Source organism: Pseudomonas fluorescens (genome assembly GCF_001307275.1).
Lineage (GTDB): Bacteria > Pseudomonadota > Gammaproteobacteria > Pseudomonadales > Pseudomonadaceae > Aquipseudomonas > Aquipseudomonas fluorescens_AA.
Map to the genome: position 1 here is coordinate 4,854,340 of NZ_CP012831.1, position 26,769 is coordinate 4,881,108.

Annotated in this window: 24 protein-coding genes; 19 read left to right on the forward strand and 5 right to left on the reverse strand. The window is 62.9% G+C overall.

All coding sequences use genetic code 11. The features are described from left to right. Positions 1 to 62 precede the first annotated feature (62 nt). Together AO356_RS21720 and AO356_RS21725 are read right to left on the reverse strand one after the other, a co-directional pair. Complete coding sequence (locus tag AO356_RS21720; RefSeq protein ID WP_060741484.1) at positions 63 to 392, reverse strand: hypothetical protein; 330 nt, start codon at positions 390 to 392, stop codon at positions 63 to 65. Positions 393 to 1,005: 613 nt separating this feature from the next. After that, positions 1,006 to 2,952 carry a DNA topoisomerase III gene (locus AO356_RS21725; protein ID WP_060741485.1) on the reverse strand — a complete coding sequence of 649 codons (1,947 nt, stop codon included), beginning with the start codon at positions 2,950 to 2,952 and terminating at the stop codon, positions 1,006 to 1,008. Between the two features lie 242 nt (positions 2,953 to 3,194). Between AO356_RS21725 and AO356_RS21730 the strand changes: the two genes are divergently transcribed. The 4 genes from AO356_RS21730 (at position 3,195) to AO356_RS21745 (ending at position 7,756) form a co-directional block, all read left to right on the forward strand. Next, positions 3,195 to 3,602: a response regulator gene (locus AO356_RS21730; protein WP_060741486.1), complete on the forward strand. Its 408-nt coding sequence runs from the start codon at positions 3,195 to 3,197 to the stop codon at positions 3,600 to 3,602. 102 nt (positions 3,603 to 3,704) lie between these two features. Further along, positions 3,705 to 4,226 (forward strand): sigma-70 family RNA polymerase sigma factor, encoded by a 522-nt coding sequence (locus AO356_RS21735; protein ID WP_060741487.1) that lies wholly within the window; start codon positions 3,705 to 3,707, stop codon positions 4,224 to 4,226. Beyond that, positions 4,223 to 5,182 (forward strand): FecR domain-containing protein, encoded by a 960-nt coding sequence (locus tag AO356_RS21740; RefSeq protein ID WP_060741488.1) that lies wholly within the window; start codon positions 4,223 to 4,225, stop codon positions 5,180 to 5,182. Before AO356_RS21735 ends, AO356_RS21740 begins: the two co-directional genes overlap by 4 nt. A 96-nt stretch (positions 5,183 to 5,278) precedes the next feature. After that, positions 5,279 to 7,756: a TonB-dependent siderophore receptor gene (locus AO356_RS21745; RefSeq protein WP_060741489.1), complete on the forward strand. Its 2,478-nt coding sequence runs from the start codon at positions 5,279 to 5,281 to the stop codon at positions 7,754 to 7,756. Between the two features lie 42 nt (positions 7,757 to 7,798). On the opposite strand, the gene AO356_RS21750 is transcribed toward AO356_RS21745, so the two are convergent. Both AO356_RS21750 and AO356_RS21755 read right to left on the reverse strand, forming a co-directional pair. Further along, the gene (locus AO356_RS21750; RefSeq protein ID WP_060741490.1) at positions 7,799 to 9,421 is read right to left on the reverse strand and encodes an MFS transporter; all 1,623 of its coding nucleotides are present in this window, start codon (positions 9,419 to 9,421) and stop codon (positions 7,799 to 7,801) included. A gap of 204 nt (positions 9,422 to 9,625) precedes the next feature. Beyond that, positions 9,626 to 11,269, reverse strand: coding sequence for a GMC family oxidoreductase (locus AO356_RS21755; RefSeq protein WP_060741491.1), 1,644 nt, complete (start codon positions 11,267 to 11,269; stop codon positions 9,626 to 9,628). 130 nt (positions 11,270 to 11,399) lie between these two features. On the opposite strand from AO356_RS21755, the gene AO356_RS21760 reads away from it, so the two are divergent. The 3 genes from AO356_RS21760 (at position 11,400) to AO356_RS21770 (ending at position 14,366) form a co-directional block, all read left to right on the forward strand. Next, the gene (locus AO356_RS21760; RefSeq protein WP_053123328.1) at positions 11,400 to 12,284 is read left to right on the forward strand and encodes a LysR family transcriptional regulator; all 885 of its coding nucleotides are present in this window, start codon (positions 11,400 to 11,402) and stop codon (positions 12,282 to 12,284) included. A gap of 296 nt (positions 12,285 to 12,580) precedes the next feature. Continuing rightward, on the forward strand, positions 12,581 to 12,952 hold the full coding sequence (locus AO356_RS21765; RefSeq protein WP_060741492.1) for a c-type cytochrome: 372 nt from the start codon (positions 12,581 to 12,583) through the stop codon (positions 12,950 to 12,952). 115 nt (positions 12,953 to 13,067) lie between these two features. Then, positions 13,068 to 14,366 (forward strand): D-arabinono-1,4-lactone oxidase, encoded by a 1,299-nt coding sequence (locus AO356_RS21770; RefSeq protein ID WP_162491263.1) that lies wholly within the window; start codon positions 13,068 to 13,070, stop codon positions 14,364 to 14,366. Positions 14,367 to 14,549: 183 nt separating this feature from the next. Here the strand turns inward: AO356_RS21770 and AO356_RS21775 are convergent, their stop codons facing one another. Next, positions 14,550 to 15,494, reverse strand: a complete 945-nt coding sequence (locus AO356_RS21775; protein WP_060741494.1) for a SphA family protein — start codon at positions 15,492 to 15,494, stop codon at positions 14,550 to 14,552. 206 nt (positions 15,495 to 15,700) lie between these two features. On the opposite strand from AO356_RS21775, the gene AO356_RS21780 reads away from it, so the two are divergent. The 12 genes from AO356_RS21780 (at position 15,701) to imuA (ending at position 26,764) form a co-directional block, all read left to right on the forward strand. Beyond that, complete coding sequence (locus AO356_RS21780) at positions 15,701 to 16,738, forward strand: AraC family transcriptional regulator (RefSeq protein WP_060741495.1); 1,038 nt, start codon at positions 15,701 to 15,703, stop codon at positions 16,736 to 16,738. 89 nt (positions 16,739 to 16,827) lie between these two features. Then, on the forward strand, positions 16,828 to 17,799 hold the full coding sequence (locus tag AO356_RS21785; RefSeq protein ID WP_060741496.1) for a Gfo/Idh/MocA family protein: 972 nt from the start codon (positions 16,828 to 16,830) through the stop codon (positions 17,797 to 17,799). Positions 17,800 to 17,904: 105 nt separating this feature from the next. Next, positions 17,905 to 18,663 carry a GntR family transcriptional regulator gene (locus tag AO356_RS21790; protein WP_060741497.1) on the forward strand — a complete coding sequence of 253 codons (759 nt, stop codon included), beginning with the start codon at positions 17,905 to 17,907 and terminating at the stop codon, positions 18,661 to 18,663. Continuing rightward, positions 18,656 to 20,386: a fumarate reductase/succinate dehydrogenase flavoprotein subunit gene (locus AO356_RS21795; protein ID WP_060741498.1), complete on the forward strand. Its 1,731-nt coding sequence runs from the start codon at positions 18,656 to 18,658 to the stop codon at positions 20,384 to 20,386. Before AO356_RS21790 ends, AO356_RS21795 begins: the two co-directional genes overlap by 8 nt. A gap of 24 nt (positions 20,387 to 20,410) precedes the next feature. Beyond that, complete coding sequence (locus AO356_RS21800) at positions 20,411 to 20,656, forward strand: 4Fe-4S dicluster domain-containing protein (RefSeq protein WP_003180418.1); 246 nt, start codon at positions 20,411 to 20,413, stop codon at positions 20,654 to 20,656. A gap of 235 nt (positions 20,657 to 20,891) precedes the next feature. Continuing rightward, the gene (locus tag AO356_RS21805) at positions 20,892 to 22,298 is read left to right on the forward strand and encodes an ABC transporter substrate-binding protein (protein ID WP_060741499.1); all 1,407 of its coding nucleotides are present in this window, start codon (positions 20,892 to 20,894) and stop codon (positions 22,296 to 22,298) included. 128 nt (positions 22,299 to 22,426) lie between these two features. Beyond that, on the forward strand, positions 22,427 to 23,209 hold the full coding sequence (locus tag AO356_RS21810) for an ABC transporter permease (RefSeq protein ID WP_060741500.1): 783 nt from the start codon (positions 22,427 to 22,429) through the stop codon (positions 23,207 to 23,209). Then, positions 23,209 to 24,057 (forward strand): ABC transporter ATP-binding protein, encoded by an 849-nt coding sequence (locus AO356_RS21815; RefSeq protein WP_060741501.1) that lies wholly within the window; start codon positions 23,209 to 23,211, stop codon positions 24,055 to 24,057. Before AO356_RS21810 ends, AO356_RS21815 begins: the two co-directional genes overlap by 1 nt. Further along, complete coding sequence (locus tag AO356_RS21820; RefSeq protein ID WP_060741502.1) at positions 24,054 to 25,016, forward strand: HEAT repeat domain-containing protein; 963 nt, start codon at positions 24,054 to 24,056, stop codon at positions 25,014 to 25,016. Before AO356_RS21815 ends, AO356_RS21820 begins: the two co-directional genes overlap by 4 nt. After that, positions 25,013 to 25,300, forward strand: a complete 288-nt coding sequence (locus AO356_RS21825; protein ID WP_060741503.1) for a DUF971 domain-containing protein — start codon at positions 25,013 to 25,015, stop codon at positions 25,298 to 25,300. The genes AO356_RS21820 and AO356_RS21825 overlap by 4 nt, the downstream gene beginning before the upstream one ends. A gap of 214 nt (positions 25,301 to 25,514) precedes the next feature. Continuing rightward, entirely contained in the window at positions 25,515 to 26,132 is a 618-nt protein-coding gene (lexA, locus tag AO356_RS21830) for a transcriptional repressor LexA (protein WP_060741504.1), read from the forward strand. Next, positions 26,132 to 26,764: a translesion DNA synthesis-associated protein ImuA gene (gene imuA / locus AO356_RS21835; RefSeq protein ID WP_060741505.1), complete on the forward strand. Its 633-nt coding sequence runs from the start codon at positions 26,132 to 26,134 to the stop codon at positions 26,762 to 26,764. Before lexA ends, imuA begins: the two co-directional genes overlap by 1 nt. Positions 26,765 to 26,769: the final 5 nt, after the last annotated feature.

The window sequence follows — 26,769 nt, forward strand, 5'->3', positions numbered from 1 at the left end:
TTTCCTGCCGCATAAAAAAGGCCCGCTCCTGATTCAGGCGCGGGCCTTTTCGTTAGGGGATATCAGCAGAGGCGGTCGATGACCCGGACCTCGGAAGTGTTCTGCATCGACTGCCAGGCCTGGGTCAGCGTTTGCAGCACGCGGCCCATGAAGTCTTTGTCAGCCGCGGCCTTCTTGCCGACGTAGCCCTGGCCACGGCGGTACATCTTCAGCCGGGCACACAGTTCTTGCGTGTTCTTTTCGAACTCGTCTTCTTGGGTGTAGGGCGACAGGCAGTCCATATGGACCTGGCCAGTCTTGCTGATCCACAGGATATGGCTGTCGAGTGTGTCCTTGTGTGCGGCGAACATGCGAGCCAGTTCATCAATAGATGGTTGATTATTCAGATTCATGTGTAAGCCCCTTGACCATTTGGTTGATCTGTCTGGTGGTTCGCAAAAACTTCGCTACTCGGTAAGTGCCTGCCTGCTACCGAAACCAGGCCGTCAGCGTTCGTCCGTCGAACTTCGACGGGGTCGTGCATCGGTTGTGTAGTGTTATCGAAGGGCTGCTACGCAAATGCGCTACAACGAAGAGAAACAGCGAAGAATCATCAGGCAGTGTCAACTTTCGAGGGTCGACCACGCGCGTCATGAGGATCTTCGCCGACGTTTCTCGTCCTTGTTACCGGACGATCATGCCAGGTCAGCACCTTCAATCTGCCTTGTGGGCAGTCCCTTATCCAAAAAACAGCTCGGCGGTCAGACGAGCTTGCTCAAACAGTTGCCTGTACTCCCGATCGGGGAGACGTCTGCATCATGCAAGGGCAAATCGGAGGCGTCAACGGTTTTGTAGTGATTATTTTTGTTCACTACATATTGTCGGACAAAATGGTTTGGGTATGAGGATTTCCGGTCAGACACACAATCAATGTGGGAGCGAGCTTGCTCGCGATGGCGGTGTGTCAGTCAATTATCTGATGGCTGATTCACCGTCATCGCGAGCAAGCTCGCTCCCACAGGGGAATCAGGTGGGCTGATTTTTGTTGGCCTTGCGCGGTGCGCCGCCGGTCTTGCGCTTGGTCGGCTTGCGTTTGTTTTTCCATGGCGTTGCGCCACGCCCGGCGGGGCTGGCCGGGCCGCTGATGGTCAGGCTCATGCCCTGGCAGCGGGCGACGTGCTTGCTCATCCAGGCGGCTTGCCGGGTCACGAATTCTTCCAGGCTCATTTCACCGCTTTGCACCATGTCCAGGGCCTGCTCCCAGATGGCGGTGGTGCCCGGGTCGGCGATGGCCCGGGGCACGGCGTCGATGAGGCTGAAGGCCGCCGGTGTGGCGGACAGGGCCTTGCCATTCTTCACCAGGTAACCGCGGTCGAGTAGTCCCTGGATGATCGAGGCTCGGGTCGCTTCGGTGCCGATGCCGGTGGTGTCCTTGAGCTTCTGTTTGAGCAGCGGGTCTTCCACCAGTTTGGCGACATTCTTCATCGCCTTGATCAGGTCGCCTTCAGTGAAGGGCTTGGGCGGCTGGGTCCATAGGTCCTTGGGTTTCACCTCGTCCACCGTGCAATCGCGACCTTCGGCCAGTGCCGGCAAGGTTTGCGGTGCTGGTGCTTCACGGCCCTTTGCCGGCGCCAGTGCTTCGGGCAGGGCGCGTTTCCAGCCGGGTTCGACGATCTGCTTGCCCACGGCACGCAGCGCCTGGCCAGCACAGTCGAAGTCGGCCTGGGTCCGGTCGTATTCGTGGTTGGGCAGGAACTGCGCCAGGTAGCGCGCGCGAATCAACGTGTAGACCGCACGCTGCTTGCCGGCGAGTTTGTCGAGGTTCCTGGCGGCGGCGGTGGGAATGATGCCGTGGTGGGCACTGACCTTGGCGTCGTTCCAGGCCCGGGATTTGCGCTGCGGCTGCAAATGCTCGCGCAGCGGCGCGAGGCTCGGGTCGGCCTGGGCGAGGGCGGCCAGGATGGCCGGTGCTTCGCTGTGCTGGCTCAAGGGCAGGAAACCGCAATCGCTGCGGGGGTAGGTGATGAGCTTGTAGGTCTCGTAGAGCGACTGGGCAATGTCCAGGGTTTCCTGGGCGCCGAGGCCGAGTTTCTTCGAGCAGACTTCTTGCAGGGTGCCCAGGTCGAAGGGCAACGGCGCCGCTTCGCGCAGGCGTTCGGTACGCACCTTCAGTGTCCGGGCGGTGGCGGCGTTGCCCATGGCCTCGGCCGCGTCCCGGGCCAGGGCCTGGTTCAGGCAGCGTTCCTGGTCGTCGCAGGCATCCGGGTCGGCGCGCCACTGGGCGGTGAACGCCGTGCCTTCATGGCTGAGCTGCACGTCGATGGCCCAATAGGCGACCGGCACGAAGTTGGCGATGCTGCGGTCGCGGTCCACCACCAGTCGCAGCGTCGGCGTCTGCACGCGGCCTACCGGCAACACGCCCTGGTAGCCGGACTGGCGCCCCAGCAAGGTGAACAGGCGACTCATGTTCATGCCGATCAGCCAGTCGGCCCGGGAGCGGCCCAGGGCCGAGTGATACAGGTTGAAGGTTTCGACGCCCGGCTTGAGGGCGGCCAGGGCCTTGCGGATCGACGCTTCGTCCAGGGCTGACAGCCATAGCCGTCGGATCGGTCCGCGATACCGGCAATGCTCCACCAACTCCCGGGCGATCATTTCGCCTTCGCGGTCGGCGTCGGTGGCGATCACCAGTTCCTTCGCTTCCCCCAGCAGGCGCTTGACCGCCTTGTACTGGCTGGCGGTTTTCGGCTTGACGGTCATTTTCCATTGCGCAGGCACAATGGGCAGGTCGGCCAGGACCCAGCGCTTGTAGCGCGCGTCGTAGGCGTCGGGTGGGGCGGTTTCCAGCAGATGGCCGATGCACCAGGTGACCGTGACGCCAGGACCCAGCCAGCAACCGTCGCCACGGCGCGTGGCACCGAGCACCGCGGCGATGTCCTTGGCCTGGGACGGCTTTTCACACAGGTACAGCTGCATAGCGCCCTTTTCCTGAGCAGATTTCATGGGGTTGTAGCATGGTCATGGATGCGCACAAGGGCAAGTTTTATCTGTATGGATATACAGATAAAAGCGTTGCGCTGCGTTGCCAAGGGGTGTCTGGCGTGACATTCGGCCGTTCTGTCGGCATGCAGAATGAATTTCTCGCAGGGGGATGGCTCATAACTTCAAGGCGGTTGAAACCGCAAAGAAGGTTTATGAGGTCAAGGAGAGTCACTTTCATGAATTCGATGCCCAATGGCAACGGCCAGGCGACTACGCGTTTGATTCTCGTGGTGGAAGATGATCCGACTATCCTGGAGTTTCTCTGTGAAATCCTCGAGGAAGAAGGATTTGTCGTGGAGCCTCAGAAAAGCGCTGACGATGCCTTGGAGTTCCTCGAAAGGAGCGCCCATTTCGTCGATCTGTTGCTCACCGACATTACCATGCCCGGCAAGATCGACGGTGCCGACCTGGCCAACCTGACCGGAGACCGCTGGCCGCAGATCCCGCTGCTGATCATGTCCGGCTTCGAAACGCCGGAAAGCGCCGGGATCAAGCACCACGCGTCGTTCATCGCCAAGCCCTGGGCCCTGGGCCAGATGCTGGATCTGGTGGAGAGCACGGTGAAAAATCACGCGATGCACTGAGTAATCCCAGAGGGTGGCGGCGGCCAGGCACGTTTGGGTTGCAAGCGGCGATGGGCTCCATGACAATGCGAGTCATTATCAGTCGCGAATTATTCCATTGCCATGCCCGCCAACGATCTGTCCCTACGCAGTGCTGTCGACGTTCTGTACAGTGATCATCACAATTGGCTCCAGGGCTGGTTGCGCAAGCGCTTGGGCAACACGTTCGATGCCGCCGACCTGACCCAGGATACGTTTGTGCGAGTCATCAAGGCGCGCACCGCGCTGGATATCCGTGAGCCGCGACCGTACCTGTCGATGATCGCCAAAGGGCTGTTGATCGACCTGTTTCGCCGGCGCTCGCTGGAACAATCCTACCTCGAAGCCTTGGCCGCCATGCCGCAAGAGCAGCACCCATCGCTGGAAGAGCAGGCGATCCTGCTCCAGGCCCTGATGGAGATCGACCGTCTGCTCCTGGGGCTGGGGCCGCGCGTCAGGCAGGCGTTCATTCTGTCGCAGTTCGATGGCCTGACGTACCCGCAAATTGCCGAGCGCCTGGGCGTCAGCGTCCGCACGGTCAACAACCACATGGCCAAGGCCATGGAACATTGCTGCCTGATGCAAATTCAATTGCAGCTTTCATGAACCTGCCCCCCGACGAGCTGCAAGCCATCCGCGTGGCGGCGCGCTGGTACGCCCGACTGCATTCCGGTATTGCGACCGACGCGGACCGGGCCGATTGGCGCACCTGGCTGGCCGCCGATCCCTTGCACAGCCAGGCCTGGCAGCGCATGGCCGCGGTGGCCGAGCAGATGGCGAGTGTGCCGGGTGCCCTGGCGGCACCGACTTTGAGCGACACCCACCAGCGATCCCGGCGCCAGGTGTTGCGCAGCGCCTTGCTGCTGACGTCCGCCGGCGGCCTGGGCTGGCTGGGCTGGCGCAGCCAGGCAACCCAGAACCTGTTTTGTGATTACCGCACCGCAGTGGGCGAGCGTCGCGCGTTCCAGCTGGCCGATGGCAGCACGGTCCTGCTCAACACCGACACCTCGATCAATGTTCGTTTCGATGGACAGCAGCGGCGCCTGGAGCTGTTGCGGGGCGAGGTGCTCGTGACGACGGCGGTCGATCCCTTGCGACGTCCGTTCAAGGTGGTCACGGGACCGGCCGAGGTGCTGGCGCTGGGCACGCGGTTTATCGTCCGCAGCCAGGCGTGGGGCGGCGAAGTGGCGGTGCTGGAGAAAGCGGTCGAGGTGAGCCTGTTGGCAAGTGGCTCAAGGATGCGGGTCGAAGCCGGCCAGCGCCTGGATTTCAACGAACAGTCGTTGGGGGCGCTGCGCGGCAACGATGTGTCGGTCGGTGCCTGGCAGAAGGGAAGCATCATCGCCATTGACCGTCCCCTGGCGGCGCTGCTGGAGGAACTGTCGCGCTATCGCCCCGGTGTGCTGCGTTGGGATCCGGCGATTGGCGACTTGAAGGTTTCCGGTGTGTTTCCCGTCGATAACACCGATCTCGCCCTGGCCGCGCTGGAAAGCGGCTTTTCGTTGCGAGTGACCCGCTATAGCCGATTCTGGGTCCAGGTCTCCGCTGGCCATCGGCGGTAATGCTACGCAATAAAAAAATCAGCCCCTGCACTTTTCGTCCCCATCGTTCGGCTCTTCCTCAGTGAGTTTTTATCGACCGTTTTGGGGAGGGGAAGTATGACTTGGGTGAGCGCGCCAGGCCGTCTGGTGTTTGCAGTGAAAATCAGCTTGCTGGCGGTCACGACCGCCGGCGTCACGGTCGTGAACGCCAGCCCGGTTCCAGCGGCTGCGGCGCAGCAGCGCGCGGTGCAGGCCTACGATATCGGCGCTGGTCGCCTGGTGGATGTGCTGACCCGTTTCTCCAGCGCCGCCGGTGTCGCCATTTCGTTTGAGGCCCGGCAACTCGGGGGCTTGCAATCCCCCGGCCTGAAGGGGACTTTCGGCGTGGGCGACGGCTTTGCCCGCATTCTTGGCGGCAGTGGCCTGCAAGCCGCCCTCCAGGCCAACGGCACGTACGTGCTGCGCCCCGCGCCGGTCAGCGGTTCGGCATTGGAATTGGACGCCACCACCATCGAGGCACAGCGGCTCGGGGCGACCACCGAGGACAGTCACTCCTACACGACGGGGGCGGTCACCATTGGCAAGGGTGAGCACTCCCTGCGCGAAACGCCGCAATCGGTGACGGTGATTACCCGCAAGATGCTCGATGACCAGAACCTCAATACCATCGATCAAGTCATGGAAAAGACCCCCGGCATCACCGTCTACGACTCGACCATGGGCGGCAAGTATTTCTATTCCCGCGGGTTCCGCATGTCTGGCCAGTATCAATACGACGGCGTTCCGCTGGACATGGGCAACAGTTATGTCCAGGCCGACAGTTTCAGCAGCGACATGGCCTATTACGACCGGGTCGAAGTGCTGCGTGGCGCCGCTGGGATGATGAAGGGGGCGGGCGGCACTTCCGGCGGCGTCAACTTCGTTCGTAAACGCGGCCAGGCCACGGCGCAGACCGAGCTCAGCCTGTCCGGGGGAACCTGGGACAATTACCGTGGGCAGGTCGATACCGGTGGCCCGTTGAATGACGCCGGCACCGTGCGGGGCAGGGCGGTGATCGCCGAGCAGAGCCGGCATTATTTCTACGATGATGCCCGGCGCAAGGACCAGATCTACTACGGCGCCCTGGACTTCGACCTGTCGCCCGACACGACGCTCGGCCTGGGCGTAGCCTACGAGGACGTCGATGCAAGCCCGTGCTGGGGCGGGCTTCCGCGCTACCGGGACGGCAGCGATCTGAAACTCAGTCGTTCCACTTGCCTGGACCCATCGTGGAACACCTGGCGCAGCCAGCGGACCACGGTGTTCGGCGATCTCAAGCATCAGCTCAACGACGACTGGGCCGTGAAGGTCGCCAGTGTCTATACGAAAAATACCCAGGACATCAAATACGCGTTTGCATCGGGCTCGGTGGCGCCAGGCACCTCGACCACCAACATGCTGGGCAGCATGTATGACTATGACCAGGTCGATTACGGCCTCGACGCTTACTTGGACGGCAAGTTCGACGCCCTGGGGCAGCAACATGAGTTGATCGTCGGTTTCAACGCCAGTCGTTCGGACAAGGACGATTTTTTCTCGGTGGCGCTGTTGCCACAGAAGCAGAATGTGTTCGATCCGGACCGACATATTCCCGAACCGGACGACAGTTACTTCATCGAAAACTCGACGCGGGGAGGTCCGGTCAAGACCGTGACCGAGCAGCAAGGCATGTATTCGACCCTGCGGCTGAAACTGGCAGACCCCTTGACGTTTGTCGTCGGCAGCCGGGTGAGCTGGTACAGCTCCAAGACCGACTCGGTGTTCCTCACGGGCGGTACGGAGCACGCCAGGAGCACGGAGACGGGGCAAGTCACGCCGTTTGCCGCCGTGTTGCTGGACCTCAATGAGCACCTGACGGCCTATGCCAGCTATTCGGATATCTTCACGCCCCAGGGCAACTACCGCTCCGAAAGCGGCTCGGCACTCAAGCCCCTGGTGGGCGAGAGTTATGAGCTGGGGATCAAGGGCGAGTGGTTCGAGGGACGCCTGAACAGCGCCTTCAACCTGTTCCGCACACTGCAGAAAGACCAGGCCCAGACTGACTACAACTCCAGTTGCGCGTCCTCGGACGGTTACTGCTACGAGAACGCTGGCAAGGTGCGCGCCCAGGGTTTCGAAGCCGAAATCAGCGGTGAAGTCATCGAGCGCCTGCAACTGCTGGCCGGCTACACCTACACCCAGACCAAGACCCTCGACGACATTGACACCAGCCTCAACGGCGGCTCGTTCAACAGCTACGTGCCGCGCCATGTGCTGCGCCTGTGGAGCGATTATGCCCTCGGCGGGGCGTTCGAACGGTTCAGTGTCGGTGCCGGGGTCAATGCCCAGAGCGATAACTTCCGCGTATCGCCGGCGACGGGCGAGAAAATCACCCAGGCCGGTTATGCCGTGTGGAACGGCCGTGTTGGCTACCGCATCGATGACACCTGGTCGGTGGCCCTCAATGGCAACAACCTGTTCGACAAGCGCTACTACACCACCATCGGCACCGAGAGCTTCGGTAACTATTACGGTGAGCCGCGCAACTTCACCATGACCTTGAAGGGGCGCTTCTGAACCGGTGGCGAGGGCGCCAATGCCCTCGCCACGGTTTTGCCCTCAGTTGGTATCCAGGTCCACGTTGCGGGTTTCCCGCAGGCAGATCATGCCCACCACCAGGCTCACCCCGGTGATCACCACCGGGTACCACAGCCCGTAGAAAATATCCCCGGTGTAGACCACCAGGGCAAACGACACGGTGGGCAGGAAACCGCCGAACCAACCGTTGCCGATGTGATAGGGCAGGGACATGGAGGTGTAGCGGATCCGGGTCGGGAACAGTTCGACCATCAACGCCGCCAGCGGTCCGTAGCACATCGCCGAGATGATGATCAGCGCAACGATCAAGGCCACGATCATCGGCCGGTTGATCTGCTGGGCGTCGGCCTGCTGCGGGTAGCCGGCCAGGGTCACTGCGCCGCGCAGGGCGGCTTCGTCGTAACCTTCGAGTTTCACGTCACCGACGCTGACCTGCACCGCGCTGCCGGCCGGGGCCGCGACGCTGCTGTAGGGCAGGCCTTGCTTGACCAGGAAGGTCTTGACCTTGTCGCACGGGCTGTCGAAACGCGCCTTGCCCACCGGGTCGAACTGGAAGGTACAGGTGGCCGGGTCGGCGACCACGGTGATCGGCGCCTGGCGGCTGGCCTGGTCGATGGCCGGGTTGGCGTAGTGGGCCAGGGTCTTGAAGATCGGAAAGTACAGGGCAGTCGCCAGCAGCAGGCCGATCATCAGCACCGGTTTGCGCCCGACCTTGTCCGACAGCCAGCCGAAAAAGATGAAGAACGGCGCGCCAATCACCACGCTGACAATCAGCAGGCTGTTGGCCAGGGCCGGGTCCATCTTCAGGAACTGGGTGAGGAAAAACAGCACGTAGAACTGCGCGGCGTAGAAGGTCACCGCTTGCCCGGCATTGATGCTGAACAGGGCGATCAGCACCACCTTCAGGTTTTCCCATTTGCCGAAGGATTCGCGGATCGGCGCCTTGCAGCACTTGCCTTCTTCTTTCATTTTCAGGAAGGCCGGCGACTCGTGCAGGCTCAGGCGAATCCAGGTGGAGATGCCCAACAGCAGGATCGACAGCAGGAACGGAATGCGCCAGCCCCAGACTTCGAACTGATCGCCAGTGAAGTAGCGGCAGCCCAGCACCACCAGCAGCGAGAGCAACAGCCCCAACGTGGCGGTGGACTGAATCCAACTGGTATGGAAACCGCGCTTGCCCATCGGCGCATGCTCGGCGACATAGGTGGCGGCGCCGCCGTACTCGCCGCCCAGGGCCAGGCCCTGGAGCATGCGCAATACCACCAGGATGATTGGCGCGGCGATGCCGATGCTGGCGTAGTTGGGCAGCAGTCCGACGCAGAACGTCGCCAGGCCCATGAGGATGATGGTGGCCAGGAACGTGTACTTGCGCCCGATCATGTCCCCCAACCGACCGAACACCAGTGCCCCGAACGGCCGCACGATGAAACCGGCGGCGAAGGCCATCAGGGCGAAGATGAACGCGGTGGTGTCGTTGACCCCGGCGAAGAACTGCTTGCTGATCACCGCCGCCAGGGCGCCATAGAGGAAAAAGTCGTACCACTCGAACACCGTCCCCAGGGACGAGGCGAAGATGACTTTCTGGGTTTCCTGGCTGGTGCCGGCGCTGCGCGTGGCTTCCAGGGGCTGAACATGCTCGGACATAGCGGTATCCCTCACAGTGATTGTTTTTGTTGTTCCACTGCGACGCCGGGGTGGCGTCTCCTGATTTGACACACTTTCCTTGAATCGACTCACCCCCTTGTGGGAGCGAGCTTGCTCGCGATGACGGCGCCACATTCAACTTGTGGGTGACAGACAGGCCGCTATCGCGAGCAAGCTCGCTCCCACAGGGGGTTCTGTTGTTCTTCAGACCGTAGCAGGTGCTTTTTCGATGTCGGTGTTCCTCGTCGCGGGGTTGAGCATCATCTGCGCCGCCTTCTCGGCAATCATCAGCGTCGGCGAGCAGGTGTTGCCCGAGGTGATGCGCGGCATGATCGAGGCATCGGCGATGCGCAGGCCCTTGATGCCGTGGACGCGCAGTTGCGCATCCACCACCGCGTCGCGATCCTGGCCCATGCGGCACGTGCCAACCGGGTGGAAAATCGTCGTGCCGATCCGGGCGGCGGCCTGGTGCAGTTCCTCTTCGGTTTGCAGGCTGGGGCCCGGCAGGTATTCCACCGGTTTGAACGCGCTCAGGGCCGGGGCCGCGACGATGCGGCGGGTCAGGCGGATGGCGTCGGCGGCGACCCGCAGGTCCTCGGGGTGGCTCAGGTAGTTGGGCTGGATCAGCGGCGCTTCGTGCGGGTCGGCCGAACGAATGTCCACCCGACCACGGCTTTGCGGGCGCAGGTCGCAGACCGACGCGGTGAACGCCGGGAAGCTGTGCAGCGGTTCGCCGAAGCGTTCCAGGGACAGCGGCTGCACGTGGTATTCGAGGTTGGCCGAGGTCTGTTCCGGGCCCGAGCGGGCGAACGCGCCGAGTTGGCTGGGGGCCATGGACAGCGGGCCGCTGCGGTCGTACAGATAGCGCAGGCCCATGCCCATCTTGCCCCACAGGGTGCCGGCGATCTGGTTCAGGGTGCGGGCGTTTTCCAACTGGTAGATCAGCCGCAGTTGCAGGTGGTCCTGCAAGTTGCCGCCGACACCGGGCAGTTCATGGGTCACGCCGATGCCCAGGCGTTGCAGCAGGCTGCGTGGGCCGATCCCGGAACGTTGCAGGATCCCCGGCGACCCCACGGCCCCGGCGCACAGGACGATTTCCTTGCGGGCCTTGAAGGTCATGCCCTTGCCTTGCCAGCGCGCGCTGACGGCGTGGGCGCGGTCGTCACGCAGCAACACGCGGTCGACCTCGACGTCGGTCAACACCGTGAGGTTGGCGCGCTGGCGAACCGGCTTGAGAAACGCCTTGGCCGCGTTCCAGCGCACCCCGGCTTTCTGGTTGACCTGGAAGTAGCCACAGCCTTCATTGTCGCCGCCGTTGAAATCGTCGACGTTAGGGATGCCGCTCTGTTCGGCGGCACTGCGGAAGGCATCGAGAATCGGCCAGGACAGGCGCTGGCGTTCGACCCGCCATTCGCCGCCGACGCCGTGAAATTCGGACGCGCCGGCAAAGTGGTTTTCGCTCTGGCGGAACAGCGGCAGCACGTCTTCCCAGGCCCAGCCGGGATTGCCCTCGGCGGCCCAGCCATCGTAGTCCGCAGCCTGGCCGCGCATGTAGATCATGCCGTTGATGGAGGAGCAACCGCCCAGGACCTTGCCGCGCGGGTAGCTCAGGGCCCGCCCTTGCAGGCCCGGTTGTGCTTCGGTCTTGAAGCACCAGTCGGTGCGTGGGTTGCCGATGCAGAACAGGTAGCCGACCGGGATGTGAATCCACGGATAATTGTCGCGCCCGCCGGCTTCGAGCAGCAGCACCCGGTGTTGCGGGTTGGCCGAAAGCCGATTGGCCAGCAAGCACCCGGCAGGGCCGGCGCCCACGATCACGTAATCGTATTCATCGACGACAGGTTGCATTCGCGACCTCATTCTTGTTGTTGTGGGGCCCATCCTAGTTGTTAGTTTTCGTCAAAAGAATGTTAGTTTTTGCGCAGTGGCTGTGCGTTTATAAACAGTCATGCCTTCAGGCGTGTTCAAGGATCGCTTCATGTTCGACTGGAATGACCTGCGCTACTTTCTGGAACTGCAACGCAGCGGGCGTTTGTTGACGGCTGCACGGCGCCTGAACACCACCCACGCCACGGTGGCCCGGCATATCGAGGCCATCGAGAAAAGCCTGGGCACCGCATTGTTCGTCCAGCATGCCCAGGGCTATGAACTGACCCCGGCGGGCGAGACGTTGCTCAAGCACGCCGAAGCCATGGAAAACGTGGCGTTGCTGGCCCAGGAGGACATCACCCAGTCCAGTGCGCCCCTGGGCAAGATCCGCCTGGGAGTGACCGAAGGGCTGGGCATCATGTTCCTCGCCAGTCGCATGGATGGGTTGTTCCAGCGCTATCCGGGGCTGGAGGTGGAACTGGTGGCTGTGCCGCGCTTTGTCAGCATCCTCAACCGTGAGGCGGAAATCAGCATCCACCTCGAACGCCCGGCGGCCGACCTGCTGGTGACCCGCAAACTCACCGACTACAGCCTGGCGCTGTACGCCAGCCAGGCCTACCTGGACCGCTCGCCGGCGTTGCGCAGCCGCGAGGACCTGGCCCGCCACGCCTGGATCGGTTATGTCGATGACCTTTTGTTCAGCCAGGAGCTGATGTTCCTCAACAGCTTTTGCCGCAACCCCCGGGTGGTGTTCCACAGCACCAGCGTCATCGCCCAGCAACAGGCCGCGCGCTCGGGCCTGGGGATCGCCGTGTTGCCGTGCTACATGGCCAGCGGTGACCCGACGCTGGTGCCGTTGCTGCCAGACGAAACCATTCGCCGCAGCTATTGGATCAGCACCCGCCGCGAACTGCACAAGTCCGTACGCCTGCGGGTGTTGTGGGATTACGTGGTGCAGTTGTGCGAGCGCGAGCAGGGGTTATTACTCCCCTGAGCAAGCGATGCCTTTGTGGCGAGCCGTTCTGTGGGGGCGATCTGTGGGAACAAGGCTTGCCCGCGATGAGGAAACACACAGTCTATCTGGAACCGAGTCGCCTGCTTCGCGGGCAAGCCTTGCTCCCACAAATGAATCCCCTCGCCACAGAGTCATCGACTCTCCAGTGCTGGCCGCCCAAGCCCCCTTTTATGGCCCCCAATGACCTCAAGCCGATGCGGTGGCGTGCCTTAGTGTGGGAACTGCCAGACCCACCACAAGAAAGGCGCAACCGTTGCGCCACCAAGAGGGGCCTTATGTCGGCAATCACGCCTTCCTTCCTGCTTCGAACCGCTGCCGTCGTGTCGTTCGGCGCGTTGCTTGCCGCGTGTGGCGAAGAGGCCAAGCCGCCCGCGGCCACGGTATTCACGGCCATGCCCAGCGATGCGGCCCTGGCCCAGGTCTACGACAGCAGCTGCAAGCTCTGCCACGCCAACCCCGGTGCCGGGGCACCGTTGACCGGCGATACGAACGCCTGGGCCCCGCGGGTTGCCCAGGGCGCCGACACCCTGCTGGACCACGCGATCAACGGCTACAACGGCATGCCGCCGATGGGCCTGTGCATGCACTGTTCCGAGGAGCAGTTCCTGGCCTTGATCGCCTTCATGTCCGGTCAACACTTCCAATAATGAATACGGGTACTACGGCATGACGATGGATTACTCACGGCGTCGGTTGCTGCAACAGGCCGGCGTTGTCGCCGCCTTCACGGCACTGGGCAGCCAGGGCGCCCTGGCCGAGCTGATGCGTGCGCCGCGGTTGATCCCGTGGCGCAACTGGTCCGGTGCGCAGAGTTGCCTGCCGGCGGCGCGCCTGGCTCCCAAGGATCTCGATGAACTGGTGCAGGTGGTGCGCCGCGCCGAAGGGCGGATTCGTCCGGTGGGTTCCGGTCATTCCTTCAGCGCCCTGGTGCCCACCGATGGCACCTTGTTGTCGCTGAGTTTTTTCAGTGGCCTGCTGGATCACGACAAGGCCAGCCTGCAAGCCACGTTCGGTGGCGGCACGCCCATGTCCCGCATGGGCCCGGCGCTCAAGGCCATCGGCCAGGCACTGCCGAACATGGCCGACGTGGATTACCAGACCCTGGCCGGTGCCATCGCCACTTCGACCCACGGCACCGGCAAGGCCTTTGGCTCCTACGCGTCCCAGGTCGTCGGCCTGCAACTGGTGACGGCCAGCGGCGAGGTCCTCGATTGCGATGCCCAGCATCATGCCGAAGTGTTCAAGGCTGGCCGGGTGTCCCTTGGCGCGCTGGGGCTGGTGACCCGCGTGCGCCTGCAGAACCGCGCCGCCTATCGCTTGCGCGAGCACCAGTGGGTGGCGAAAACCGAGGAGTTGCTCGAGGACGTGGATGCCAACACCCGGGACAACCAGCACTGGGAAATGCAAGTCGTTACCCATTCCGACTATGCGCTGTCGATCACCCTGAACGAGACCACGGATCCGGCCACGCCGCCGATCAGCCCCGAGGAGGAGGGCGGCAACGAGTTCGTTTCCCTGATCGAAAACCTCGACAAGTACGGCAGCGATTTTCCGGCGATCCGGCGAGCGTTGCTCAACAGCCTGCGGCTGGTGGCCGATTTCGATGACCGCGTCGGCGATTCCCATGACATCTACGCCAACGCCCGTACGGTACGCTTCAACGAGATGGAGTATTCAGTCCCGGCCGAACACGGCCCGGCGTGCCTGCGGGAGATCCTCGCACTGATCCGCGACAAGGACCTGCGCACCTGGTTTCCCATCGAATACCGCTACGTGAAGGCCGACGACATTGCCTTGAGCATGTTCGAAGGCCGGGACAGTTGCTCGATCTCCGTGCACCAGCACTACCGGATGGACCATCACAATTTCTTTGCCGCCATCGAGCCGATTTTCTGGAAGTACCAGGGCCGTCCGCACTGGGGGAAATTGCACTCTCTGAACGCCAAGGCCCTCCAGGCGCTGTACCCGCGCTGGACTGAATTCACCCAGGTGCGCCAGGCACTGGACCCTGGCGGCAAGTTCCTCAATGGGCATCTTTCATCGCTTCTGGGCTTGAGCTGAAGCAAGCACCTGTGGGAGCGAGCTGGCTCGCGATGGCGGTGCATCAGTCGACATTCATGCAAACTGATCCATTGCTATCGCGAGCAAGCTCGCTCCCACAATTGTTTTGGGGTGTTCATAAGGATCTGTATTCCCCTGCACACCTCCTGTGGGAGCGAGCCTGCTCGCGAAGCAGCGACTCGGTCAAAACGCAAACGGGATACTGATCTTGGCCCAGAGCATTTCCCCTTCCGGTCGATTCTCCACGTCGAACTCCTTGGCCCAACGGATCTCGGCGCTGGCGTATTTGAGGAAGGTCAGGTGCAGCGCCGGGCCAATGGCAAAGACCTGGCCGCGTACGCCATCGTCCACGTCTTGCCCGGCGAATTGCACGGTGCGGCCATACTGTTTGTCGTCAGTGGTCTGCTTGAGGTAGTAGCCGTTGAGCCCCAGCCTCAAGTTGTCGGTCACGCGGTAGCTGACGGAGTAATCGAAGTGGAAAATCTGCCCCGAACGGTAGTCGGTGTCCTTGTTCTTGCGGTTGAAGCTGTAGGTGCTTTTCATCGACACCTCGGTGTCTTCCGTGGGCAACCAGGTGAAGGAAAACAGTGGCTTGTAGGTGTAGAAATTGTTGCTGGTGTTGGCCAGTCGATCGGTGCTGTATTCGCCGGTCGGTACGGTGATTTCCACCGCCGCGGCCAGGGTCAGGTTTTTGCCCATGTCCCAGAGCACGATGGGCGAAATGGTCGTGTCGCCCATGCCCTCGCGGGTGTCGTGCAGGCCGAACACCGAAACTTCCTGCTTGATCCAGGGTTGGGCGATGTAGATCCCCGCGCGCCCACCGGCCACCCGCAACGGGCTCAGGTAATCGATGCGCGGGACCACTGCCGTGGATTCGATTTCGACATCCGGCAGTTCGCCGCCCAATGAACTGATGTTGAATTTCCGGGCCTTGTAATGGTTGTAGTAGAGGTTGAACGCGACCATGTGGTCCGGAAGGCTGTCGACCTCCAGCGGCAACACAAAAAAGCCGTCGGTGCCAGGGCCGATGTTGTCCACCCCCGATTCGGTCGCCAGGGCGGGCAGGGCACCGCCGCATGCCAGGCCGAGGGTCAGTTGCAAGGCGAATGTCGTGCGGGTCGGGTTCATGAGGGGGCTCATTATTATTGTTGGAAATGCACCGGAGGTCCGAGTCATACAAATAAGCCCTTCGCCGCCGACAGGGCAGGGTATTGGCGGCCATACAGGGGACTTGGGCGGCCAGATTTTTATGCCCCTCTATCCAGCGGCTCATGCTAACTTTATGAAATAACCGGTTACAAAAACGCCACCTAACGTGCTCCGGAATCCGCCCCATGCAGATGAAAGTCATCGATCCCACCTATGAATTGGCGCTGGTATCGCCATTTCTGCTGCAAACCCTGGCCGAGGTGGTGGCGGACAAGGGCTTCGATGCCGCCCGCCTGTGTCGCGGCCTGGGGTTCGACCTCGATGACCTGCAAGATCCGGCCCAGCGCATTTCCTACCGCCAGGCCGTGATCATGATTCAACGTTCGCTCAAGCTGTTGCCCGACCAGGGCCTGGGGCTGTGGGTGGGTGATCGCAACGTGCTTGGCACCCTCGGCCTGCTGGGTCACGTCTTGTCGTTGTGCGAAACCCTGCGCGATGCCTTCGCCCTGGGGGTTCGTTACCAGCACACCACCGGCGGCATCGCGGTGACCCGTGTCGAAGAAGCCACTGACCGAATCAGGGTCGAGGCCACTTGCCGCCTGCCTTTCGCCGAGATCCAGGTGTTTGCCGTGGAAGAGTTCTTCGCCAGCCTGATGGTCTATGGCCGGGCGCTGGCCAGTCCCGATTTCAAGCCCCTGGCCGTGGAGTTCATGCACGCCGCGCCGTCCTATGCCCAGGAATATCAGCGGATATTGGGACCGGAGGTGCGCTTCGGTTGCCGGCACAATCGCATGTTGATCGATGTGCGCTGGCTGGATATGCGCTTGCCCAATCATCACCCGCTGGCCCTGCGCCAGGCATTGGCCTTGCTGGAGCAAGAGGCCTGCGAGGTCCACCAGAAGATCGACCTGATCCAGACCGTGGAACGGGCCATTGCCCGGGACCTGACCCGTGGCAGCCACATCGAGAAAATCGCCAGCGATCTCAACATGAGCAGCCGCACCCTGCGTCGGCGCCTGACCGAACACAGCCTGACCTTCGAGACCTTGCTCGAACAAGTGCGCCGCGGCCGCACCCTGAACCTGCTGGCCAACCCCGATCTGTCCATCGAGCGCATCACCGAAGAAGTCGGCTACAGCGATGTGCGCAGTTTCCGCCGGGCGTTCCGGCGCTGGACCGGCATGAGCCCGAGCGCGTTTCGCAACGAGGGGCAAACGTTGTAGCCACGACATTCAGGCTGGGTCTGATTAAACTCCTGCCTTTTTTGAGGGGCTCATTGCGCAGCCTGGGCCTTGATTCCATGAGTCAAACGATGAAAACGGTACGCTGGGGCATGATCGGGTGTGGCAGCGTGACGGAACGCAAGAGTGGGCCGGCTTTCTACAAGGCGCCCGGTTCAGCGCTGGTAGCGGTGATGGGGCGACGTCTGGAGGCCGTGTCCGATTATGCTGGACGCCACGGCATCGCCAGGTTCTACACCGACGCGCAGGCCCTGATCGATGATCCCGAAGTCGATGCGGTTTACATTGCGACGCCGCCCGACAGTCATTTGAGCTATAGCCTGCTGGTGGCTGCCGCAGGCAAACATTGCTGCGTCGAGAAACCCATGTCCCTCAATGTCGCGCAGAGCCGGGAAATGCAGCGCGTATTCAACACCGCAGGGGCGCAGCTGTTTGTGTCGTACTACCGGCGCTCGCTGCCGCGTTTTCGCAAAGTGCGGCAATGGATCGAGCAAGGATGCATCGGTGACATCCGGCATTTGACCTGGACCCTGACTAAGCCCGCGTCATCGGCGGATATCAGCGGTGCGACCAATTGGCGTACTGATCCGGCGATTGCGGGCGGAGGTTATTTCACGGACCTGGCCTGCCATGGCCTTGACCTGTTCCAGTTCCTGTTGGGGGACATCGTCGAGGTGACAGGTTTCGCCGCTCGCCAGAACGGTTTGTATCAGGCAGAAGATGCGGTCGTGGCCAATTGGCGTTTTGCCTGCGGGGCCACAGGCATGGGCTGTTGGAACTTCGTCGCTGACCGACGTGAGGACCGTGTGGAAGTGATTGGCAGTCAAGGGCGGATCAGCTTCTCGGTGTTCGATGAGGCGCCGCTGCAACTGTGTACGGACACCTCCGTCAGCCTCGACATCCCTCATCATCCTGAGCATATCCAGTGGCACCATGTACTCGGCATGAATGCCCATATCCGTGGTGAGTCGAAGCATCCCGCCGTGGCCGAAGAGGCCTTGAAGACCGACTGGGTGATGGACCGCATTCTCCAGCGCCGTTGAGACGAACCCGCGCGGGCATAACCTAATGCTCAAAGAGTATTTCCCAAGTGTCGGACGGTTTCCCTAAGATCACGTCATAACTCGTTATGACAAGTGATAGAGGCCATGTCCGACAACGTTCTTTCCCTCAACAGCGTACCGCTGCACACGCAACTGCGAGACGTGCTGCGTGCGCGGATTCTCGACGGTGAATATCCCCAGGGCGGGCAGATGCCCTCGGAAAGCGAGCTCGGCGTGTTGTTTCGCGTCAGCCGCATCACCGTGCGCCAGGCCTTGGGCGATCTGCAAAAGGAAGGCCTGATTTTCAAGATTCACGGCAAGGGCACGTTCGTGGCCAAGCCCAAGACCTTCCAGAACGTCAGCACTCTCCAGGGCCTGGCCGAGTCCATGACCGGGCGCGGTTTCGAGGTGATCAACCGCTTGCTCAGTTTCAAGTTCATCGCAGCCGACAAACAGGTGGCCGAGCGCCTGAAGTTGACGGAAGGGGACACGGTGGCGCAGATCAAACGGGTGCGCTTGATCAACCGCGAGCCGGTTTCCCTGGAGATCACCTACCTGCCCAAGGCCCTGGGTGAACGGCTGGAAAAGGCCGACCTGGTCACTCGCGACATTTTTCTGATCCTGGAAAACGACTGCGCCTTGACCTTGGGCCATGCCGACCTGGCCATCGATGCGGTGCTGGCCGACAGCGACCTGACCCAGGCGCTGGAGGTCGAACCAGGCTCGCCCATCATGCGCATCGAGCGCCTGACCCATGACGCCAGCGGTCAGCCCCTGGACTTCGAACACCTCTATTACCGTGGCGATGCCTTCCAGTACCGCTTGCGGATCGACCGGCAAAAAGGGACGCAGCTCCATGACTAGAAGCACCCTGGAACAGGAATACGACATTGTCGTCATCGGCGGTGGCACGGCCGGGCCCATGGCGGCGATCAAGGCCAAGGAACGCAACCGTGACTTGCGCGTGTTGCTGGTGGACAAGGCCAACGTCAAGCGCAGCGGTGCCATCAGCATGGGCATGGACGGCTTGAACAACGCCATCATCCCCGGCCATTCCACGCCCGAGCAGTACACCAAGGAAATCACCATCGCCAACGACGGCATCGTCAACCAGGCGGCGGTGTACGCCTATGCCACCCACAGCTTCGAAACCATCGAGCAACTGGACCGCTGGGGCGTGAAGTTCGAGAAGGATGAAACCGGCGACTACGCGGTGAAAAAGGTCCATCACATGGGCGCTTATGTGCTGCCGATGCCGGAAGGGCACGACATCAAGAAGGTGCTTTATCGCCAACTGAAACGGGCGCGAGTGAGCATCACCAATCGGCTGGTCTGCACGCGGTTGCTGACCGATGAAGCGGGCGCGGTGAACGGTGTGATGGGCTTCGATTGCCGCACCGCCGACTTTCATGTGATCAAGGCCAAGGCCGTGATTCTCTGCTGCGGCGCGGCGGGGCGCCTGGGCTTGCCGGCCTCCGGCTACCTGATGGGCACGTATGAAAACCCGACCAATGCCGGCGACGGCTATGCCATGGCCTATCACGCCGGTGCCGAATTGGCGAACCTGGAGTGCTTCCAGATCAACCCGTTGATCAAGGACTACAACGGCCCAGCGTGCGCTTACGTTACCGGTCCCCTGGGCGGCTACACCGCCAACAACAAGGGCGAGCGCTTCATCGAGTGCGACTACTGGAGCGGGCAGATGATGTGGGAGTTCCATCAGGAACTCGAAGGTGGCAATGGCCCGGTGTTCCTCAAGCTCGATCATCTGGCCGAGGAAACCATCCAGAACATTGAAGAGATCCTGCACAGCAACGAACGGCCGAGTCGCGGCCAGTTCCATGCCAACCGCGGCACCGACTACCGCACGCAGATGGTGGAAATGCACATCTCCGAGATCGGTTTTTGCAGCGGCCATTCGGCGTCGGGCGTGTGGGTCAACGAGCGGGCCGAGACCTCGGTCAAGGGCCTGTACTCGGCCGGCGACATGGCGGCAGTGCCGCACAATTACATGCTCGGTGCGTTCACCTACGGCTGGTTTGCCGGCAACAACGCTGCGGATTTCGTCGCCGGCAAGGATTTCTCGGCGCTGGATGCCGGGCAGATCGAGCGGGAGAGGGCCCGTGTCTACGCACCGCTGGACCGCGAGCACGGCCTGCCGCCGGCCCAGGTGGAGTACAAGCTGCGTCGCTTCGTCAACGATTACCTGCAACCGCCGAAAGTCACCAAGAAAATGCAGATCGGCCTGCAACGCTTCAGCGATATCCAGCGCGACCTGGACCAGCTCAAGGCCCATAACCCTCATGAGCTGATGCGCGCCATGGAAGTCAGCGTGATCCGCGACTGCGCCGAAATGGCCGCCCGAGCCTCGCTGTTTCGCGCCGAAAGCCGTTGGGGCCTGTACCACTATCGGGTCGATCATCCACAACGCAACGACAGCGACTGGTTCTGCCATTGCCATTTGAAGAAGGGTGATGACGGCGCGATGACTTCATTCAAGAAAGCCGTCGAACCCTACGTCATCGCCCTCGATGCCGACGAACTGCAGGCCTACGACCGGTTGCGGGTCGGTGCCGACGCGGCGTGAACCGTCCACCCAGAGAGAACGCCCATGGCCTATCAACCCCAGGAAATCTTTTTCCGCTCCAATGCCCCCGTCACCGTGGACGAGGACAAATGCATCGCTCACAAGGGCTGCACGGTTTGCGTCGATGTCTGCCCCATGGACCTGCTGGCGATCAACCCGGCGACCCAGAAGGCCTACATGGCGTTCGACGAATGCTGGTACTGCATGCCCTGTGAAAAGGACTGCCCGACGGGGGCGGTGAAAGTGGAGATTCCGTATCTGTTGCGCTGACTGACAGGACGTCATCGCGAGCAAGCTCGCTCCCACAGTGGGTCGAAGCCAGTCGCAGATCTTATGTACACCGATAAACCTGTGGGAGCGAGCTTGCTCGCGATGAGGCCCACCCAAACACCACAAAAGCCATCCGGCCACCCCCGGACGCCACATTCAGAACACCCCTCGTTTCCCACCGCGCCCTGATCGTGGCGGAGACGACATCCAATAAATGATTCGAGGGGACACACCCATGCTATTGCGTGCAGCACTCGCCGGTCTGGTACTGGCTTCATTGACCCTGCCTGCCCAGGCAGAAACCATCCGTATCGCCATCGGCACCCAGGACACCACCATCAACTGCGCCGCCGGCGGGTTGTTGATCCGGGAGCTGGGCCTGCTGGATAAATACCTGCCCCATGACGGCGCCTACAAGGACGCCCGATACGATATCCAGTGGAAGAACTTCACCAGCGGCGCGCCGCTGACCAACGAGATGGTCGCCGGCAAACTCGACTTCGGCGCCATGGCCGATTTCCCTGGAGCGTTCAACGGCGTGGCGTTCGAAACCGCTGGCAAGCACAGCCTGTTCATCAGCGTGCTGTCGGGCAGTACCCAGGGCAGCGGCAACGGCATCGTGGTGCCCAGTGCGTCGGGCGTGCAGTCCCTGGCCGAGCTCAAGGGCAAGACCATTTCCGTGCCGTTTGCCTCCACCGCTCACGGTATGTTGTTGCGCGCCGTCGCCGCCCAGGGCTGGGATCCGCTCAAGGATGTGAACATCATTGCCCAGCCGCCGGAAGTCGCCGGCTCGGCGCTGCAAGCCGGCAAGATCGACGCCCACGCCGACTTCGTGCCGTTCGCCGAACTGTTCCCCAGCCGGGGCTTCGCCCGCAAGATCTACGACGGCGCCCAGGCCAACACACCGACGTTCCACGGCGCGCTGGTGGACCAGGCCTATGCCAAGCAGTACCCGGAAATCGTCGTCGCCTACCTGCGCGCCACCATCGAGGCCAATCAACTGCTGGCCGCCGAGCCGGAGAAGTACAGCGAGCTGATCGCCAAGGTCACCGGGGTGGATGCCGAGGTCAATTACCTGTTTCACGGGCCGCTGGGGGTGCAGACCCGCGACCTGACCTGGAAACCGGAATACCGCCAGGCCGTCGGCACCGCCATCGACACCCTCAAGCTGCTGAAAAAGGCTGATCGCGGCCTGGACCTCAATACCTTCATCGATGACCAGTACATCCGCGCCGCCTTCAAGGCGTCGAACCTGGACTACACCGCGCAACTGGCTAACTACGCCCAGACCCCGCTGGGCAGCAGCGATGCGTCGACCGGCCAGGCAATCGCCGACGCCCGCCACGTGGCCGAGATCTGGGTGCGCGGCGAGGCGAAAGTGCGCCATTACGCCTCGGCCCAATCGGCCTTCGCCGCGCTGGCGAGCCTCAAGCAGGAAGGCAAGGGCATCCGCGCCGTCTATGCCCAGGCCAGCGACAGCGGAATCAAGCTGCTGGCCGAACAGGCGTGGTTCGCCAGTGATGCCAAGGGCCAGCTCAGTGCGTTCCTGCTCAAGGGCCAGGCCCAGCAATTTGCCACGGCCCAGGGCGGAAAAGTCTTCGACTTCAGCGAGGCCACCACCCAGGCCGTTGCCGCCCGCTGATTTCGGCCAATGACCTGTGGGAGCGAGCTTGCTCGCGATAGCGGCGTGTCAGTCACATCCATTCAACTGATCTGACGCTATCGCGAGCAAGCTCGCTCCCACAGGGGTACACATCAGAGGATCAATTCGTGTCCCCATTATCCAAACGCTGGCTCCTGCGAGCCGCTTCACTGCTGCTCTGCCTGTTGTTCTGGCAACTCGCTGCAACCGGCCACTGGAACCTCGGCCTGGTGACCTTCGCCAACGTCCCGACGCCACTGGCAGTGATCCAGGCGGCGCTGGGCCTGGGAGAGTCGGGCAACCTCGGCCGGCACCTGGGCAGCAGCCTGGGCCGGGTCTTTGCCGGTTATGGCGCGGCGCTGTTGATCGGCGTGGCGCTGGGCCTGGCCATCGGCCGTTCGAAATGGGCCGAAGACCTGTTGCTGCCGCCATTGGAAGTGCTGCGGCCGATCCCGGCGGTGGCCTGGATTCCACTGGCGATCCTGATGTTCCCTTCGTCGGAACTGTCGATGGTGTTCATCACCTTCACCGGCGCGCTGTTCCCGATCCTGCTCAACACCGTACACGGCGTCGAAGGCGTGGACCGGCGGCTGATCGCCTCGGCGAAAAGCCTCGGGGCCGGACGCGGGGCGATCCTGTTGGAGGTGATTCTGCCGGGCGCCGCGCCGAGCATCATCACCGGCCTGGCTATCGGCATGGGCACGTCCTGGTTCTGCCTGGTGACGGCGGAAATGATCGCCGGCCAGTACGGCATCGGCTACTACACCTGGGCCTCCTACACCGTGCAGAACTACGCCGACATCGTCGTCGGCATGTTGCTGATCGGTGTGTTGGGCATGGGCAGCAGCCTGTTGATCAAACGCCTGGGCGGGCTGTTCACGCCTTGGCATCGGCCACGAGGAAAAGCCTGATGAGCGTGATGCAAACACCCGAAGGACGGATCGATATCCGTCAGTTGTCCATTGTCCTTGGCGAGGGAGCCCAGGCCTTCGAAGCGGTCCAGGGGCTCGATTGCCAGATCGAGGCGGGCCAGTTCGTCTGTGTCCTCGGGCCGTCCGGCTGCGGCAAGTCCACCTTGCTCGGGGCCTTGGCCGGGCATCTGCAACCGCGCTCCGGCAGCTTGAATGTCGACGGCTTGAACGTTTCCGGCCCGTCGCCCCAACGCGGCATGGTGTTCCAGCAACACACGCTGTTTCCCTGGCGCAGCGTGCGCGACAACGTCGCCTTCGGCCTGAAGATGCGTGGCCTGGGCAAGGCCGAACGGCACCGGGCCGCCGATGAGATCCTTGCGCTGGTGGGCCTGGAAGGGTTTGCCGGGCACTGGCCGGATCAACTTTCTGGGGGCATGCAGCAACGGGTGGAAATCGCCCGGGTGCTGGTCAACCGTCCACGGCTGCTGCTGATGGACGAACCCTTCGGCGCACTCGATGCCCTGACCCGGTTGAATATGCAGGAGCTGCTGCTGGACATCTGGACCCGCATCCGCACCACCGTGGTGTTCGTCACCCACGACATCGACGAGGCGCTGTTCCTGGCCGATCGCTTGCTGGTGATGAGCCCGCGTCCGGGGCGGATCATCGAAGACCTGCGCCTGGACTTCCCACGGCCACGCACGACCGAACTGGTCACCCGCCCTGAATTCTCCCGCTTGAAGCGCCACTGCCTCGACCTGCTGCGCCATGAGGATGGCCGGCAGTTGCCGCGCCTCAATCCCCTCGGGCTTCCCCCTGAAACCTCCTTGCCGCGATTTGCCCTATGACCTCTCTATTCGAAAACACCGACAACGACGACATCCTTGCCCTGCAACCACGCCTGACTGACGAGGATCCGGGCGTGCGTCGCATCGCCCTGATCGAACTGGCCGACCTTGAGGAGCCTGAAGGCCTGCTGTGGCTGGTGGACCGTCTGGCTGAAGATCCCAGTGCCGACGTGCGAGCCGAAGCCGCGCGATTGCTTGAAGCCTGGGAGGATGCGCCGGTGGTGACGGCCTTGTGCGAGGCCCTGACCGATTCGTCGCCAAGTGTGCAGGCCGCTGCCGCCCAGAGCCTGAGCCTGCTCAAGAGCGAGGCGGCGGGAAGGGTGATCCTGCCCTGGACGGCACATGCCGAGGCCGGTGTGCGCGTCGCGGCGTTCAGGGCCTTGCGCGAGTTGCGTCTGCTCGAGGCGGCACCGGCGGCAAGCGTTGCCCTGGCTGACGGCGATGCCAGCGTGCGCCGTGAGGCGGTTGGCGTGCTGGGCTGGCTCAAGCACCTCGACGCCTTGCCGGCCCTGGCCCGGTTGGCCAGTGATGATCCGGATACTGAGGTGCGCCGCGCGGCCACTGGCGCCCTTGGCCTGGCTTCGGATGCGCAAGTCTTGCCGGCGCTGCGCCAGGCCCTCCGGGATCCGGCCTGGGCGGTGCGCGAAGAAGCCGCCACCACCTTGGGCAAGGTCGGTCACGCCGATGCCGGTCCGGCCCTGGTCGAGGCCTTGGGCGACGATTATTGGCAAGTGCGCTTGCGGGCCACTCGCAGCCTCGGTCGCTTGCGTTACGCCCCGGCGTTGGCGGCCTTGATCGAAACCCTGGGCCATCGCATCAGCAACTTGCGCAAGGAAGCGGCCCTGGCCTTGGGAGAGTTGAACGAACCAGGCGCAATCCCGGCGTTGCAGGCGGCCCAGGACGATGGCGACCCCGAAGTGCGCAAGGCCGTACGCATTGCCTTGGGGCAACTGCAATGAGCCCGCTGTCGCTGGGCAACTCCCAAGGCAAAGGTCAATTGCGCCTGGACTGGCCCGACGGCCGCGAGCAAAGCCTGGACCATGCCACCCTGCGCCAGCACTGCCCATGCTCGCGGTGCCGGGCGCTGCGCCTGCAAGGGCTGACCGTCCAGGTCGATCCGCGGATCCGGGTGGTGGCAGTCAACCCACAGGGCTACGGGGTGCAACTGGTCTTCAGTGATGGACATGAGCGGGGGATTTACCCGTGGGCCTACCTGGCGGGGCTTGAGCACCGACACACTTGAGGAAAAGTGATGAAACCTGTGGCGAGGGAGCTTGCTCCCGCTGGGCTGCGCAGCAGCCCCAAATCATTCAACACAGTGCATTGTGTAAATAGGAGGTAGGTGTCACGGCTGCTGCGCAGCCGAGCGGGAGCAAGCTCCCTCGCCACACTGACTTGTGCAGGCAAGCTGTGAACTGACTGGCGGCGCTTGTCAGAAAAATCCCGAAAGAGTACAAATGTACTCCATGACGACTCTCACCCCCCGCCGCACCGCCATCCTGACGTTCATCCGCGAACGCATCGCCGATCAGGGTCAGCCTCCCAGCCTCGCTGAAATCAGCGAGGCGTTCGGTTTCGCCTCCCGTAGTGTGGCGCGCAAGCATGTGCTGGCGTTGACCGAGGCCGGTTTCATCGAAGTCAATCCGCACCAGGCCCGGGGCATCCGGCTGTTGAACCAGCCGCCACGGCCTGAACTGCTGGACGTGCCGGTGCTGGGGCGGGTGGCGGCTGGCGTGCCGATCGGTGCCGACGCCGAGGTTCACAGCCGCCTGATGCTGGACCCGGCGATTTTCACCAAGGCGCCGGACTACCTGCTGCGGGTCCAGGGTGATTCGATGATCGAGGATGGCATTCTCGACGGTGACCTGGTGGGCGTGCAGCGCACACCCCAGGCCTCCAACGGCCAGATCGTCGTGGCGCGCCTGGACGGTGAGGTCACCATCAAGCGCTTCGAGCGCATCGGCGAACGGGTGCGGTTGCTGCCGCGCAACCCGGCCTACCAGCCGATCATCGTCGAGGCCGACCAGGACCTGGCGATAGAAGGGGTGTTCTGTGGCTTGGTGAGGCAAGGTTGATGGGCGCTGTCGTTGCGCTGGACACGCTGTTCAACGGCGGCCAGGTCTGGAAGGGCCGGCCTGCGCCGCCGGCCGTCAGTGCGCAACCCACTGGCCATGCAGCACTGGATGCGGCGTTGCCCAGTGGCGGCTGGCCGGAGGCTGCCTTGACGGAACTGCTCATCGCCGCGCCGGGCGTGGGCGAGTTGCAATTGGTGTGGCCGACCCTGGCGCGGCTGTCGGCAGCGGGGGAACGGATCGTGCTGGTGGCGCCGCCGTTCGTGCCTTATCCCCAGGCCTGGCAGAACGCTGGCATCGACCTGCGCCAGTTGTCGGTGATCCGCGCCGATGAGCGCGATGCCCTGTGGGCCACCGAACAATGCCTGCGTTCGGGCAGTTGTGGCGCGGTGCTGTGCTGGCCCCGCCAGGCGGACGACCGGGCCTTGCGGCGCTTGCAAGTGGCGGCGGAAACCGGCCAGGCCCTGGCGTTCGCCTGGCGCTCGATCCAGGAAGCCATCAACCCGTCGCCGGCGGCGCTGCGCATTGCCATCGATACCCGGCCTGCGCAGTTGCGCGTGCTCAAGTGCCGGGGCGGGCTGGCCCGGTCGGCGCCGATTGCCTTTGCCACGCTCGCCCCACAAACCGGGCATTGAGGTTG

What these genes read in the sequence shown, in the direction of transcription:
- AO356_RS21760 (WP_053123328.1), top strand. Translation starts at nt 11,400, where the DNA reads ATGTTCGACTGGAATGACCTGCGCTACTTTCTGGAACTGCAACGCAGC.
- AO356_RS21795 (WP_060741498.1), top strand. Translation starts at nt 18,656, where the DNA reads ATGACTAGAAGCACCCTGGAACAGGAATACGACATTGTCGTCATCGGC.
- AO356_RS21775 (WP_060741494.1), bottom strand. Translation starts at nt 15,494, where the DNA reads ATGAACCCGACCCGCACGACATTCGCCTTGCAACTGACCCTCGGCCTG.
- AO356_RS21765 (WP_060741492.1), top strand. Translation starts at nt 12,581, where the DNA reads ATGTCGGCAATCACGCCTTCCTTCCTGCTTCGAACCGCTGCCGTCGTG.
- AO356_RS21785 (WP_060741496.1), top strand. Translation starts at nt 16,828, where the DNA reads ATGAAAACGGTACGCTGGGGCATGATCGGGTGTGGCAGCGTGACGGAA.
- AO356_RS21800 (WP_003180418.1), top strand. Translation starts at nt 20,411, where the DNA reads ATGGCCTATCAACCCCAGGAAATCTTTTTCCGCTCCAATGCCCCCGTC.
- AO356_RS21735 (WP_060741487.1), top strand. Translation starts at nt 3,705, where the DNA reads ATGCCCGCCAACGATCTGTCCCTACGCAGTGCTGTCGACGTTCTGTAC.
- lexA (WP_060741504.1), top strand. Translation starts at nt 25,515, where the DNA reads ATGTACTCCATGACGACTCTCACCCCCCGCCGCACCGCCATCCTGACG.
- AO356_RS21725 (WP_060741485.1), bottom strand. Translation starts at nt 2,952, where the DNA reads ATGCAGCTGTACCTGTGTGAAAAGCCGTCCCAGGCCAAGGACATCGCC.
- AO356_RS21815 (WP_060741501.1), top strand. Translation starts at nt 23,209, where the DNA reads ATGAGCGTGATGCAAACACCCGAAGGACGGATCGATATCCGTCAGTTG.
- AO356_RS21730 (WP_060741486.1), top strand. Translation starts at nt 3,195, where the DNA reads ATGAATTCGATGCCCAATGGCAACGGCCAGGCGACTACGCGTTTGATT.
- AO356_RS21825 (WP_060741503.1), top strand. Translation starts at nt 25,013, where the DNA reads ATGAGCCCGCTGTCGCTGGGCAACTCCCAAGGCAAAGGTCAATTGCGC.
- AO356_RS21790 (WP_060741497.1), top strand. Translation starts at nt 17,905, where the DNA reads ATGTCCGACAACGTTCTTTCCCTCAACAGCGTACCGCTGCACACGCAA.
- imuA (WP_060741505.1), top strand. Translation starts at nt 26,132, where the DNA reads ATGGGCGCTGTCGTTGCGCTGGACACGCTGTTCAACGGCGGCCAGGTC.
- AO356_RS21750 (WP_060741490.1), bottom strand. Translation starts at nt 9,421, where the DNA reads ATGTCCGAGCATGTTCAGCCCCTGGAAGCCACGCGCAGCGCCGGCACC.
- AO356_RS21770 (WP_162491263.1), top strand. Translation starts at nt 13,068, where the DNA reads ATGCGTGCGCCGCGGTTGATCCCGTGGCGCAACTGGTCCGGTGCGCAG.
- AO356_RS21720 (WP_060741484.1), bottom strand. Translation starts at nt 392, where the DNA reads ATGAATCTGAATAATCAACCATCTATTGATGAACTGGCTCGCATGTTC.
- AO356_RS21745 (WP_060741489.1), top strand. Translation starts at nt 5,279, where the DNA reads ATGACTTGGGTGAGCGCGCCAGGCCGTCTGGTGTTTGCAGTGAAAATC.
- AO356_RS21755 (WP_060741491.1), bottom strand. Translation starts at nt 11,269, where the DNA reads ATGCAACCTGTCGTCGATGAATACGATTACGTGATCGTGGGCGCCGGC.
- AO356_RS21820 (WP_060741502.1), top strand. Translation starts at nt 24,054, where the DNA reads ATGACCTCTCTATTCGAAAACACCGACAACGACGACATCCTTGCCCTG.
- AO356_RS21780 (WP_060741495.1), top strand. Translation starts at nt 15,701, where the DNA reads ATGCAGATGAAAGTCATCGATCCCACCTATGAATTGGCGCTGGTATCG.
- AO356_RS21805 (WP_060741499.1), top strand. Translation starts at nt 20,892, where the DNA reads ATGCTATTGCGTGCAGCACTCGCCGGTCTGGTACTGGCTTCATTGACC.
- AO356_RS21740 (WP_060741488.1), top strand. Translation starts at nt 4,223, where the DNA reads ATGAACCTGCCCCCCGACGAGCTGCAAGCCATCCGCGTGGCGGCGCGC.